General features: G+C 70.2%; 8 protein-coding genes. 4 read left to right on the plus strand and 4 right to left on the minus strand.

Annotation, left to right across the window (positions count from 1 at the left end; all coding sequences use genetic code 11):
- Positions 1-15 precede the first annotated feature (15 nt).
- Entirely contained in the window at positions 16-1,455 is a 1,440-nt protein-coding gene (locus tag ABZ896_RS26235) for a sugar transferase (protein WP_360933855.1), read from the minus strand.
- A 246-nt stretch (positions 1,456-1,701) separates the two neighbouring features.
- On the opposite strand from ABZ896_RS26235, the gene ABZ896_RS26240 reads away from it, so the two are divergent.
- Genes ABZ896_RS26240 through ABZ896_RS26250 form a run of 3 tightly spaced genes read left to right on the plus strand, consistent with a single transcriptional unit; the run spans position 1,702 to position 4,914 of the window.
- The gene (locus ABZ896_RS26240; RefSeq protein WP_360933858.1) at positions 1,702-2,553 is read left to right on the plus strand and encodes a glycosyltransferase family 2 protein; all 852 of its coding nucleotides are present in this window, start codon (positions 1,702-1,704) and stop codon (positions 2,551-2,553) included.
- 25 nt (positions 2,554-2,578) lie between these two features.
- Positions 2,579-3,850, plus strand: a complete 1,272-nt coding sequence (locus tag ABZ896_RS26245) for an MFS transporter (RefSeq protein ID WP_360933861.1) — start codon at positions 2,579-2,581, stop codon at positions 3,848-3,850.
- A gap of 32 nt (positions 3,851-3,882) precedes the next feature.
- The gene (locus ABZ896_RS26250) at positions 3,883-4,914 is read left to right on the plus strand and encodes a TolB-like translocation protein (protein ID WP_360933864.1); all 1,032 of its coding nucleotides are present in this window, start codon (positions 3,883-3,885) and stop codon (positions 4,912-4,914) included.
- A 101-nt stretch (positions 4,915-5,015) separates the two neighbouring features.
- On the opposite strand, the gene ABZ896_RS26255 is transcribed toward ABZ896_RS26250, so the two are convergent.
- The 3 genes from ABZ896_RS26255 to ABZ896_RS26265 form a co-directional block, all read right to left on the minus strand.
- Positions 5,016-6,476, minus strand: coding sequence for a glutamate synthase subunit beta (locus tag ABZ896_RS26255; protein WP_360933867.1), 1,461 nt, complete (start codon positions 6,474-6,476; stop codon positions 5,016-5,018).
- Complete coding sequence (gene gltB / locus ABZ896_RS26260; RefSeq protein WP_360933870.1) at positions 6,469-11,067, minus strand: glutamate synthase large subunit; 4,599 nt, start codon at positions 11,065-11,067, stop codon at positions 6,469-6,471. The genes ABZ896_RS26255 and gltB overlap by 8 nt, the downstream gene beginning before the upstream one ends.
- Positions 11,068-11,446: 379 nt before the next feature.
- Positions 11,447-12,178, minus strand: coding sequence for a VIT1/CCC1 transporter family protein (locus ABZ896_RS26265; protein ID WP_360933873.1), 732 nt, complete (start codon positions 12,176-12,178; stop codon positions 11,447-11,449).
- Between the two features lie 253 nt (positions 12,179-12,431).
- Between ABZ896_RS26265 and ABZ896_RS26270 the strand changes: the two genes are divergently transcribed.
- On the plus strand, positions 12,432-13,451 hold the full coding sequence (locus ABZ896_RS26270) for an ADP-ribosylglycohydrolase family protein (RefSeq protein ID WP_360933876.1): 1,020 nt from the start codon (positions 12,432-12,434) through the stop codon (positions 13,449-13,451).
- The last annotated feature ends 286 nt before the right edge of the window (positions 13,452-13,737 follow it).

Genomic DNA, 13,737 nt, shown 5'->3' on the forward strand with positions numbered 1-13,737 from the left:
TCTTCCTTCGGTCCATCAGTAGGCCCCCGTCCCGCGCACCACCGCTGTCGTGGTGCGCGCCAGGATGGACAGGTCGAGGCTGGTCGACCAGTTGTCCACGTATGCGAGATCGAGCCGGACCGCTTCGTCCCAGGGCAGGTCGGAGCGGCCGCTGACCTGCCAGAGTCCGGTGAGTCCGGGCTTCACGAGCAGCCGGCGCTTGATGTCCGGCGTGTACTCCTCGACCTCCTCGGGCAGCGGCGGGCGGGGGCCGACCAGCGACATCTGGCCCTTGACCACGTTGACCAGCTGCGGGAGTTCGTCGAGCGAGCTGCGGCGCAGGAAGGAGCCGACCCGGGTGATGCGCGGGTCCTCCTTCACCTTGAACAGCAGGCCGTCGCTGTTCTCGTTGAGGTGCGCGAGTTCCGCGCGCAGTTCCTCCGAGTCGGGCCGCATGGTGCGGAACTTCAGCATGGTGAAGTGGTCGCCGTAGCGGCCCACCCGCTGCTGCCGGAAGAGCGCGGGCCCGGTGCTGTCCAGCCGGACGACCAGGGCGATCAGCAGCATCAGCGGGGCGAGGAGAAGCAGCAGGCCGGCGGCAAGGAAACGATCCAGCAGTTCCTTGGGCAGCCGGGAGAACCGGGAGAGCTTCGGCGCCCGGATCCGTACCAGCGGCACGCCGTTGGTGGGCCGTACCGCCAGACGTGGTGCGGAGACGTCCGTCAGTACGGGGGCCAGCAGGAAGTCGACGCCCTGCACGTCTGCCGCCCACGACATCCGGCGCAGGGCGGCGGTGTCGAGTTCGGGCGTCGGCAGCACCACCACGGTGGTGATGCCCGCGACCCGGACGACGTCGTTCATGTCGCCGACGCCGCCGAGGAAGGGGATCCCCAACTTGCGTACGTCCGAGGCGTTCTCGGGATCGCTCAGACACGCTCCGGCGATCCGCAGCTCCTGCACACCGCCCCGCTGGAGCACCGCGACCAGTTCCACGACCCCGCGCGAGGAGCCGACCAGGAGGGTGGCGCTGCGGTCCTGGCCGCGGGACCAGCGCCGGTGCAGCCGGCGGCGGAGCGTGTAGCGGACGGGCAGGGCGATCGCGACAGCCGGTATCGCGGCCATGGTCATGTCATGGAGAAGGCCCGAATCGTGGGTGAACGACCAGTGCGCGGCCGCGGCCAGCGCCGGCAGCGCGAGGGCCCCCCGCAGCACCCGCCGGTACTCCTCGTTCCCGAGCCCGAGAGCGCTGCGGTCGTAGGAGCGGTGGGCGAGCATCATCAGGATCCACGCCGGAGGCAGCGCCAGGGCCACCGTCCAGCGGCCGTAGGCCGCGTGGATCAAGAAGGCCGCGGCAACGGCCGTGAGGCCGTCCGCGACCAGCAGGACGATCCGGTACTTCTCTTCCCAACGTCTTCGACGAACAGGCGGACGTCTGTGTTCCACATCCACGTGCTCATGCGTGACCTCAATGGTCATGCGCCCCCCACGACGTGCGCGGTTTCCCCTGACCGAACACCGATGCGCCCCCAGCACAACGGTGGTTGAAACAAAAAGCCTCGGCGATTCCCCAACCGCCCATGCCCCCCACACCTGTTGGTCAGGGCCTCCTGCTCCCCACCCAAACCGGCTCGGCGGACATCAATCTAGACCACCACGCACAGGCTCGGGAACAGTTGGACGAAACACATGTCGCAATAGTGACACCGACGGCATACTGCCCGCGTGACGAGCATCGTGATCCCGGCCCACAACGAGGCGGCTGTCATCGGCAGACTCCTCGACGCACTGTTGGCCGATTCCGCCCCTCTTGACGACACCGACATCGTGGTCGTATGCAACGGCTGCACGGACGACACCGCCCGGGTCGCGGCCGAACACGGCCCACGGGTACGGGTGGTGGAGATCCCCGTCCCCTCCAAGCACGCCGCGATGCGGGCGGGCGACGACCACGCGCGGGGCTTCCCGCGCCTGTACGTGGACGCCGACGTCGTGATCACGGGCGCCGGCGTACGGGCCCTGACGGCCCCCCTCGACGACACGGACTCGGGCGTCCTCGCCACCGCCCCGGCCCGCCGGATCCCGCTGGCGGCCTGCGCCTGGCGGGTGCGCGCCTACTACCGGGTGTGGCAGCGGCTGCCCGCGGTCCGCGAGGGACTGTTCGGCCGGGGCGTCATCGCGCTCTCCAAGGCCGGGCACGCCCGGATCGCCGAGCTGCCCCCGCTGATGGCCGACGACCTCGCCGCGTCCCTGGCGTTCGGTCCGGCCGAACGGCTGGTGGTCGACGCGGCCGAGGTCGTGATCCAACCCCCGCGCACCTGGCGGGATCTGATCAGACGCCGGATCCGGGCCGCGGTCTCCACCGCCCAGGTCGAACAACAGCAGAGTCCCCCGGATGCCTCGGCGCGCACCAGCAAGGCCGACCTGAAAGCGCTGCTGCGCGGGGATCCGAAGCTCTTCACCAGTGTCGTAGTCTTCGTCGCGGCGGCCGTCGCCGCCCGGCGGGGGGCCCGGAAGGCCATCCGGGCCGAGGACTTCGGGACCTGGCTACGGGACGAGAGCAGCCGGCAGAACTGATCACAGCGCACCAGGAGTTCCTGTCTTGTACCTCACCGACCGCTCCGCGGCCCCGAAGGAGGGCGCCGCCCCCGGCCGAAGACGCGGGCCGGGGCGCAGGGTCGCCCCGGTCGTGCTCGTCCTCGGCACGGTCAGCCTGATCACCGATGTCTCCTCGGAGATGGTCACCGCCGTCCTGCCGCTCTACCTCGTCACCACGCTCGGGTTCAGCCCGCTGGGGTTCGGCACCCTCGACGGCGTCTACAACGGCGTGAGCGCGCTGGTCCAGCTGACCGGCGGGCATCTCGCGGACCGCATCCGCAACCACAAGCTGCTGGCGGGGCTCGGCTACGGCCTCTCCGCCCTCTGCAAGCCGCTGCTCCTGCTGGTGAGCAGCATCGGAGCGCTCGGCACGGTCCTCGCCCTGGACCGCACCGGCAAGGGCCTGCGCACCGCCCCCCGCGACGCGATGATCTCCCTGTCCACGCCCACCGAGACCCAGGGCCGCGCCTTCGGTGTGCACCGCGCGATGGACACGACCGGCGCGATGCTCGGCCCCCTGGCCGCGTTCCTCATCCTCCAGGCGGCGGCCGACGGCTACGACGCGGTCTTCGGCGTCAGCACATGCGTGGCGGTACTTGGCGTGCTGGTGCTGGTGCTGTTCGTGCCGGGGAGACGGCAGACGGTCCCCACGGAGAACGGAGAAGTACCGGACGCCAAACCCCCCGTCCACCTCCGCGAAGCGCTCGCCCTGCTCCGGATCCCCCGGCTCCGCGCCCTCGCCGGCTGTGCCGCCCTGCTCGGGCTCACCACCGTCAGCGACGCCTTCCTCTACCTGCTCCTGCAGCGCCGCGCCGGCATCGGCGAGCAGTGGTTCACACTGCTCCCGCTCGGCACCGCCGTGGTGTTCCTGCTGCTGGCCGTGCCCGTCGGCTCCCTCGCGGACCGGATCGGCCGGCGCACCGTGTTCCTCGCCGGACACGTGGGCCTGCTCTGCGCCTACGGCCTCCTGCTGTGGGCCCCGGACACCCCGGCCCTGCCCTACCTCGTCCTCGCCCTGCACGGCATCTTCTACGCGGCCACCGACGGCGTGCTCCCGGCCGCCCTCGCCGCCGTCGTACCCGAGCGGCTGCGCGCCACCGGCCTCGCCGTCGTCGGCACCAGCCAGGCACTGGCCCGCTTCTGCTGCTCGCTGGCCTTCGGCGCCGCCTGGACCCTGTGGGGCGACGGCCCGGCGCTCGCGGGCTCGGCGATCGGCCTGCTGTGCTGCGCCGCCGTAGCCGCCGTGGTGCTGCGACCGGCCGACGGACCCCGATGACCACGACAGCGAACAGAACCACAGGGACGCTCATGACATCGCCGCCTCCGCTGCGCCGCCGCCTGCTCATACTCGTCGCCGCGGTCCTGCTGCTCGCGGGCGTGGGGACCGCCGTGGTCCTGAACGCCGCCGACCGCGCGGACCGGGCCAACCAGGTCCAGAAGGGCGGCCCCGCCGTCAGCACCGGCAAGCTGACCCTCGGCCAGAAGAACCGCCTGGCCTTCGTCAACGCGGCCGCGGGACCCCGCCGTACCGCCGTCGCCTCCGTGCCGTCCACCGACCCCGGGGGCGGCCGGGTCGCCTCGGACCTCAAGTGCGCCCGCTTCTACGCGGCCGCCGGCACCGGCGTCTGCCTCCAGTCCAACCCTGGAGTCCTCAAGCAGAGCAACCGCGCCCTGCTGCTCGACGCGGACCTGCGCACCAAGCGCACCTTCCCGCTCGCGGGCACCCCCAGCCGCGCCCGGGTCTCCCCCAGCGGCCGGCTCGTCGCCTGGACCGTCTTCGTCTCCGGCGAGTCGTACGCGTCCGCGTTCTTCTCCACCAGGACCTCGATCCTGGACACCCGCACCATGAAGCTGATCCCCAGCCTGGAGACGTTCGCGATCACGCTGGACGGCAAGTCCTACCGGGCCTCGGACGTCAACTTCTGGGGTGTCACCTTCGCCAAGGACGACGACACCTTCTACGCCACCCTCAACACCGGCAACAAGACCTATCTGGTACGGGGTTCACTGTCCCGGCAGTCGGTCACCACCCTCGTCGAGAACGTGGAGTGCCCCTCGCTCTCCCCCGACGAGACCCGGGTCGCCTTCAAGAAGCGGGTGCTCTCCCGCACCGATCTCTGGCACGAGTACGTCCTGGACCTGCGCACCCTGCGCGAGACCCCGCTCGCCGAGAAGCACAGCGTCGACGACCAGGCGACCTGGCTCGACGACGGGACGGTCGCCTACGCGCTGCCCAGCGAGGGCGACGTCAAGAGCACCGACCTGTGGAGCGTGCCGGCCGACGGCAGCGGGAAGCCCCGGCTGCTGGTCTCGGGCGCCTCGTCACCGGCACCCCTGTAGACAAAGGCGACGGCGCCCGCCCAACGTCCGGTCGGGGACGAGAAGGGCAGGCGCCGCCAGCGTTCCGTACGCCTTTGTACGGGACGTCTCTTCAGATGGGCTCAGACCATCAGCGAACGGTCCGTCGGCTTGATCGGCGCCGGCAGATCGCTGGCCCCGGTCAGGAACCGGTCGCAGCCACGCGCCGCCGAACGGCCCTCGGCGATCGCCCACACGATGAGCGACTGACCGCGGCCCGCGTCACCGGCGACGAAGACGCCCGGCACGTTGGTCGCGAAGTCGGCGTCGCGGGCGACGTTGCCGCGCTCGTCCAGCTCCAGGCCGAACTGCTCGACCAGGCCGTTCTCCCGGTCGGTGCCGGTGAAGCCCATCGCGAGGGTGACCAGCTGGGCGGGGATCTTGCGCTCCGTGCCCGGCTTCGGGGTCAACCGGCCCTCAATGAACTCCACTTCGGTGAGGTGCAGCCACTGGACGTTGCCGTCCTCGTCGCCCTCGAAGTGGGTCGTCGAGACGGAGTAGACCCGCTCGCCGCCCTCCTCGTGCGCGGACGTGACCTTGTAGAGCATGGGGAAGGTCGGCCAGGGCTGGTTCGGGTTCCGCTCCTCGCCCGGCCGCGGCATGATCTCCAACTGCGTGACGGACGCGGCCCCTTGACGGTGCGCGGTGCCCACGCAGTCCGCGCCGGTGTCGCCACCGCCGATGACCACGACGTGCTTGCCCTCGGCGGAGACGGGGGACGTCACATAGTCGCCCTCCTGCACCTTGTTCGCCAGGGGCAGGTACTCCATCGCCTGGTAGACGCCCTTCAACTCCCGCCCGGGGACGGGGAGATCACGCGCGGTGGTGGCACCGGCGGCGATCACCACGGCGTCGTACCGCTTCTTCAGGTCGGTCGCCTTGAGGTCGCGGCCGATCTCGATCCCGGTACGGAAGCGGGTGCCCTCCGCGCGCATCTGCTCGATACGGCGGTTGATGTGCCGCTTCTCCATCTTGAACTCCGGGATGCCGTACCGGAGGAGGCCTCCGATGCGGTCCGCGCGCTCGTAGACGGCGACGGTGTGACCGGCCCGCGTGAGCTGCTGGGCGGCGGCGAGACCCGCCGGGCCCGAGCCGATCACGGCGACGGTCTTGCCGGACAGGCGCTCCGGGGCCTGGGGAGCGACATCGCCGCTGTCCCACGCCTTGTCGATGATCGAGACCTCGACGTTCTTGATGGTCACAGCCGGCTGGTTGATGCCGAGCACACACGCCGACTCACAGGGAGCCGGGCACAACCGACCCGTGAACTCCGGGAAGTTGTTGGTCGCGTGCAGACGCTCGCTCGCGGCCGCCCAGTCCTCGCGGTAGGCGTAGTCGTTCCACTCCGGGATGAGGTTTCCGAGCGGACAGCCGTTGTGGCAGAACGGGATGCCGCAGTCCATGCAGCGGGACGCCTGCTTCGAGATGATCGGCAGCAGCGAGCCCGGGACGTAGACCTCGTTCCAGTCCTTCAGACGTACGTCGACGGGGCGGGACTTGGCGACCTCACGGCCGTGGTTCAGGAAGCCCTTCGGGTCAGCCATTGATCGCCGCCTCCATCATCTTCTCGGTGATCTCGGACTCGGAGAGTCCCGCCTGCTCGGCGGCGTCCTTGGCGGCGAGCACTGCCTTGTACGTGCTGGGGATGATCTTGCTGAAGCGCTCGACCGCGGTGTCCCACTCGGCCAGGAGCTTCTCGGCGACCGTGGAGCCGGTCTCCTCCTGGTGGCGGCGCACCACGTCGTGCAGCCACTGCTTGTCGGCGTCGTCCAGCGCCTCGACGGCGTCGACGTTGCCGACGTTGACGTTGTCCTTGTCGAGGTCGATGACGTAGGCGATACCGCCGGACATGCCGGCCGCGAAGTTGCGGCCCGTCTCACCGAGGACCACCGCGTGACCGCCGGTCATGTACTCGCAGCCGTGGTCGCCCACGCCCTCCGAGACCACCAGCGCACCGGAGTTGCGGACGCAGAAGCGCTCACCGGTACGGCCGCGCAGGAACAGCTCGCCGCCGGTCGCGCCGTACGCGATGGTGTTGCCCGCGATCGTCGAGTACTCGGCGAGGTGGTCGGCGCCCCGGTCGGGACGGACGATCACGCGGCCGCCGGAGAGGCCCTTGCCGACGTAGTCGTTGGCGTCGCCCTCCAGGCGCAGCGTGACACCGCGCGGGAGGAAGGCGCCGAAGGACTGGCCCGCGGAGCCGGTGAAGGTGATGTCGACGGTGTCGTCGGGCAGGCCCGCGCCGCCGAACTTCTTCGTCACCTCGTGGCCGAGCATGGTGCCGACCGTGCGGTTGATGTTGCGCACCTTGACCTGCGCGCGCACCGGCTGGGCGTCGGTCGCGGAGTCCGCGGCCAGCGCGTCGGCGGCGAGCTTGATCAGCTCGTTGTCGAGCGCCTTCTCCAGACCGTGGTCCTGCGCGATCAGCTGGTGGCGCACCGCGCCCTCGGGCAGCGACGGCACGTGGAACAGCGGCTCCAGGTCCAGGCCCTGCGCCTTCCAGTGGTCGACCGCACGGGTCACGTCGAGCGCCTCGGCGTGGCCGACGGCCTCCTCGATGGAGCGGAAGCCCAGCTCGGCGAGGATCTCGCGGACCTCCTCGGCGATGAACTTGAAGAAGTTCACGACGTACTCGGCCTTGCCGGAGAACCGGTCGCGCAGCACCGGGTTCTGGGTGGCGATGCCGACCGGGCAGGTGTCCAGGTGGCAGACGCGCATCATGACGCAGCCGGAGACGACGAGCGGCGCGGTCGCGAAACCGAACTCCTCGGCACCGAGCAGCGCGGCGATGACGACGTCACGGCCGGTCTTGAGCTGACCGTCGGTCTGGACGACGATCCGGTCGCGCAGGCCGTTGAGCAGCAGGGTCTGCTGGGTCTCGGCGAGGCCCAACTCCCAGGGCCCACCCGCGTGCTTCAGCGAAGTAAGAGGGGAAGCACCGGTGCCACCGTCGTGACCGGAGATCAGGACGACGTCCGCGTGCGCCTTCGACACACCGGCGGCGACCGTACCGACACCGACCTCCGAGACCAGCTTCACGTGAATCCGCGCCTGCGGGTTCGCGTTCTTCAGGTCGTGGATCAGCTGGGCCAGGTCCTCGATCGAGTAGATGTCGTGGTGCGGCGGCGGGGAGATCAGACCGACACCCGGAGTGGAGTGCCGGGTCTTGGCGACCCACGGGTAGACCTTGTGACCGGGCAGCTGGCCGCCCTCGCCGGGCTTGGCGCCCTGGGCCATCTTGATCTGGATGTCGTCCGCGTTGACCAAGTACTCGGAGGTCACACCGAAGCGTCCGGAGGCGACCTGCTTGATGGCTGACCTACGGGCCGGGTCGTAGAGACGGTCCGGGTCCTCGCCGCCCTCACCGGTGTTGGACTTGCCGCCCAGCTGGTTCATGGCGATGGCGAGCGTCTCGTGCGCCTCGCGCGAGATGGAGCCGTACGACATGGCGCCCGTGGAGAAGCGCTTGACGATCTCGGAGACGGGCTCGACCTCGTCGACGGAGATCGGCTGGCGGTCCGACTTGAAGCCGAAGAGTCCGCGGAGCGTCATCAGCCGCTCGGACTGCTCGTTCACGCGGTCCGTGTACTTCTTGAAGATGTCGAAGCGGTTGGCACGCGTCGAGTGCTGGAGGCGGAAGACCGTCTCCGGGTCGAACAGGTGCGGCTCGCCCTCACGGCGCCACTGGTACTCGCCGCCTATCTCCAGCGCGCGGTGCGCGGGCGCGATGCCGGAGGCGGGGTACGCCTTGGCGTGCCGGGCGGCGACCTCCTTGGCGACGACGTCGATGCCGACGCCGCCGATCTTGGAGGCGGTACCGCTGAAGTACTTGGCGACGAAGGCCTCTTCGAGACCGACGGCCTCGAAGACCTGGGCGCCGCGGTAGGAGGCGACGGTGGAGATGCCCATCTTCGACATGACCTTGAGGACACCCTTGCCGAGGGCGTAGATCAGGTTCCGGATGGCCTTCTCGGCCTCGATGTCGGAGAGGAAGGTGCCGGCGCGGACCAGGTCCTCGACGGACTCCATCGCCAGGTACGGGTTCACGGCCGCGGCGCCGAAGCCGATGAGCAGGGCGACGTGGTGGACCTCGCGGACGTCACCGGCCTCGACCAGCAGGCCCACCTGGGTGCGCTGCTTGGTGCGGATGAGGTGGTGGTGGACGGCCGCGGTGAGCAGCAGCGAGGGGATCGGCGCGTGCTCGGCGTCGGAGTGGCGGTCCGAGAGCACGATCAGCCGGGCGCCGTTGTCGATGGCCGCGTCGGCCTCGGCGCAGATCTCCTCGATGCGCGCGGCGAGGGCGTCGCCGCCGCCGGAGACCCGGTACAGGCCGGACAGGGTCGCGGCCTTGAAGCCGGGCATGTCGCCGTCGGCGTTGATGTGGATGAGCTTGGCCAGCTCGTCGTTGTCGATCACCGGGAACGGCAGGGTGACCGTACGGCAGGACGCGGCGCTCGGCTCCAGCAGGTTGCCCTGGGGGCCCAGCGAGGAGCGCAGGGAGGTGACCAGCTCTTCCCGGATCGCGTCCAGCGGCGGGTTGGTGACCTGCGCGAACAGCTGGGTGAAGTAGTCGAAGAGCAGCCGCGGACGGCTGGACAGCGCGGCGATCGGCGAGTCCGTGCCCATCGAACCGATCGGCTCGGCACCGGCCTTGGCCATCGGGGCGAGGATGACGCGCAGCTCCTCCTCGGTGTAACCGAAGGTCTGCTGGCGGCGGGTGACCGAGGCGTGGGTGTGCACGATGTGCTCGCGCTCGGGCAGGTCGGAGAGCTCGATCTCCCCGGCCTCCAGCCACTCGGCGTAGGGCTGCTCGGCGGCGAGGCCGGCCTTGATCTCGTCGTCCTCGATGATGCGGTGCTCGACGGTGTCGACGAGGAACATCCGGCCCGGCTGGAGCCGGCCCTTGCGGACCACCTTGGCGGGGTCGATGTCGAGGACGCCGACCTCGGAGCCGAGGACGACGAGACCGTCGTCGGTGACCCAGTAGCGGCCGGGACGCAGACCGTTGCGGTCGAGGACCGCGCCGACCTGCTTGCCGTCGGTGAAGGTGACACAGGCCGGGCCGTCCCAGGGCTCCATCATCGTGGAGTGGAACTCGTAGAACGCGCGGCGGGCGGGCTCCATGGAGTCGTGGTTCTCCCACGCCTCCGGGATCATCATCAGCACGGAGTGCGGCAGCGAACGGCCGCCCAGGTGCAGGAGTTCGAGCACCTCGTCGAAGGACGCCGAGTCGGAGGCGTCCGGCGTACAGATCGGGAAGATCCGCTCCAGGTCCTTGCCCTCGCCGCCGAAGAGGTCGGAGACCAGCTGGGACTCGCGGGCGACCATCCAGTTGCGGTTGCCCTTGACGGTGTTGATCTCACCGTTGTGCGCGACGAACCGGTACGGGTGCGCGAGGGGCCACGACGGGAAGGTGTTCGTGGAGAACCGGGAGTGCACGAGCGCGATCGCGGAGGCGAAGCGGCGGTCGGACAGGTCCGGGAAGAAGGGCTCCAGCTGGCCGGTGGTCAGCATGCCCTTGTAGACGATCGTCCGCGCGGACAGCGACGGGAAGTACACGTCGACCTCGCGCTCGGCGCGCTTGCGCAGCACAAAGGCCTTGCGGTCGAGGTCGATGCCCTCCGAGGAGCCGTCGCTGACGAAGACCTGGCGGAAGGCCGGCATCGTCGAACGGGCGGTGGCACCGAGCAGCTCGGGGGCAACGGGAACCTCACGCCATCCCAGAACCGTCAGGCCCTCTTCGACGGCGATCGTCTCGATCTTCGAGACGGCGTCCCCGGTGCCCTCCTCGGGCAGGAAGGCGATACCGACCGCGTACGCGCCGGCCGCGGGCAGCTCGAAGCCGGCGACCTCGCGGAAGAAGGCGTCCGGAACCTGGGACAGGATGCCCGCGCCGTCACCCGAGTCGGGCTCGGAGCCGGTGGCACCGCGGTGCTCCAGGTTGCGCAGAACCGTGAGCGCCTGCTCGACCAGCGCATGGCTCGCCTCGCCGGTGAGGGTGGCCACGAAACCGACGCCACAGGCGTCCTTCTCGTTGCGGGGGTCGTACATACCCTGCGCAGCAGGGCGAGCATCCATGAAGGACCACTTCTGGCCATCCACGGAGTGCTGGGACGGCTGGCGCGGCGTACGCATCGGCTCTCCCGTCGTCGTCAACTGGCATATGCAGATTGCCGAGGGACGACGTTGGCCCTCTGCGTGTGAGTGCAAAATTTCGTGCAGGTTACATGATGGAGCGGTTCTCGGGAACTGGATATTCCGTTCCAACATGCGGACGCCACGGGGTGCGAGGGGGGTGTCGCACACGTGGCTTGAAGTATGGGGGTCCGGGCCGGACTGATCGGTCAGATCGGTGTCCATCGGTCCGGGGGCGGAGGGGGCGTCGTCGCCCACCCCGCGCGTGCGCCGCAAGCGTCATTGCCCACAGCGCTTACGGCTCATGCCCAGTGGTTAAGCATTCGAAACCAGTGAGTAACGGCTACTTATGCGGTCCCTCGCATAAGTAGCGGTCGACCTATCCTACGGCGCTTCCGAACAAGCTGCCCAGGGCGTACGTCACACCGGCCGCCGCGCCTCCCAGGACGAGCTGCCGCAATCCGCTGTACCACCAGGTCCGCGCCGTCACCCGCGCCACCACGGCACCGCACGCGAACAGCCCGAACAGCGCGAGCAGTACGGCGGGCCAGAGCGCGGTCGCACCGAGCAGATACGGGAGTACGGGGAGCAGGGCGCCCAGCGCGAAGGAGCCGAAGGAGGAGACCGCGGCGACGAGCGGCGAGGGCAGGTCACCGGGGTCGATCCCCAGCTCCTCGCGGGCGTGGATCTCGAGAGCCTGCTCGGGATCCTTCGACAGCTGCCGGGCGACCTCACGCGCCAGCTCCGGCTCGACACCCCGCCCCTCGTACAGGGCCGCCAGCTCGGCCTCCTCGTCCTTGGGGTGCTTGCGCAGCTCCCGCCGCTCGACGTCCAGCTCTGCCTCGACCAGCTCACGCTGGGAGGCGACGGAGGTGTACTCACCGGCGGCCATCGAGAAGGCGCCGGCCGCGAGCCCGGCCAGGCCGGTGACCACGATGACACTCCGCCCGACGGCCCCGCCCGCGACTCCGGTCATCAGGGCGAGGTTGGAGACGAGTCCGTCCATGGCACCGAAGACGGCGGGCCGCAGCCAGCCGCCGTTCACATCGCGGTGCGTGTGGTTGTCACGGTGCGCCTCGTGAAGCGGCGCCTCGACGTCGATGATGGCCATTCCGGTCCCCCAGGAAAGCTAAGCCAAAGCTAACTTTGGACAAGTTCTAATTCTTAACAACGCCCACAGTACGTCGGCGCATTCCCTCCCGCCAGCAAGGAGAGGCTGGGCTAACCTGCGGTTTTCCCCTCGCTGGCTCATCTGATCGGTGACCCGCACAGATGTCGACCGGGTGATGATGAGGCTCAGGAGGCTCAGGTCAACCGCCGATGGTGGGACACATGCGCAAAGGTCCCTGTGGAAAGGCCCGCGTATGGCATCGATCGCCTGCATCCCCTCGGCCCCGGCGCCCCAGGGCACCGCCGAACTCCGCGAGCGGGCCCGCGGCGCCCTGCTGGGCCTGGCGGTCGGGGACGCGCTCGGCGCCCCCGCCGAGAACATGAAGCCGTCGGAGATCCGCGCCCGCTGGGGCCGTATCGAGGGGTACGTCTCCGAGAACCCCTCCGGCACGGACGACACGGAGTACGCGATCTTCTCGGGCCTGCTCCTGGCCCGCCACGGCTCGTCGCTGACCCCCTCCCATGTCGAGGCGGCCTGGCACGAGTGGATCGCGGACCGTGACGAGGGCCCCTTCCGCGGGGCGGGTTTCAGCGAACGCGGCACCCTGGAGAACCTCCGCCGGGGCCTCGCGGCCCCCATCTCGGCGCAACACCGCCACGCCTGGAGCGACGGCCTGGCCATGCGCGCGGCCCCCTTCGGCGTCTTCGCCGCGGGCCGCCCCGCGGAGGCGGCCCGCCTGGTGGCGATCGACGGCTCGGTGAGCCACGAGGGCGAGGGCATCTACGGCGGCCAGGCGGTCGCGGCGGGCGTGGCGGCGGCGATGGCGGGCGCCCCGACCATCGCGGTGGTCGCCTCCGCGCTGGCGGTCATCCCGGACGACAGCTGGACGGCGCGTTCCCTGCGCCGGGCGGTCGCGGTGGCCCACCGGGGCGAGAAGGCGGTCCGCTCGGCGGTGGTGATCGGCGGCTACCCCTGGACGGACCTGGCCCCCGAAGCCGTCGCCCTGGCCTTCGGCGCGTACGCGGCGGCGGACGGCGACTTCCGCGAGTCGGTCCTCACCGCGGTCAACATGGGCCGCGACGCGGACACGACGGCGGCGGTGGCGGGAGCACTGGCAGGTGCGACGCGGGGCGAGCCGTCGATCCCGCCCGACTGGTCCTCGGCCATCACCCCGGCCCGAGGCACCTGCCTCCCGGCAATGGCGGGCCACCACGTCCTGGAGGTGGCGGAACTGCTGACGACGGCGCAAGCCCGCACGGAGGTCCCCTCATGACCCCACCAACCCCCTGGAACGAACCAACAACACTCACCGCACCCCACGCTCCCGCGCCCACCGACGGCGAACACACCCCACAGGAGCCACCCGCACCCGACAAGGAACCCCGCACCCCTCCACCCGCAGTCGCCGACCGCGAACCCACCCCACAAGCACCCCCCACACCCGACAACGAACCCCCCACACCCCCACCCGTCGCTCTGCTGGGACAGGAGCCTGCGTCGCCTTCCGAGGATCTCGCGCATGAGCGCTCGTTCCTTTCCGTTGCACCGCTGGCAACACC

The sequence above is a fragment of the Streptomyces sp. NPDC047072 genome (assembly GCF_040643855.1).
In the GTDB taxonomy this organism is placed as follows: domain Bacteria; phylum Actinomycetota; class Actinomycetes; order Streptomycetales; family Streptomycetaceae; genus Streptomyces.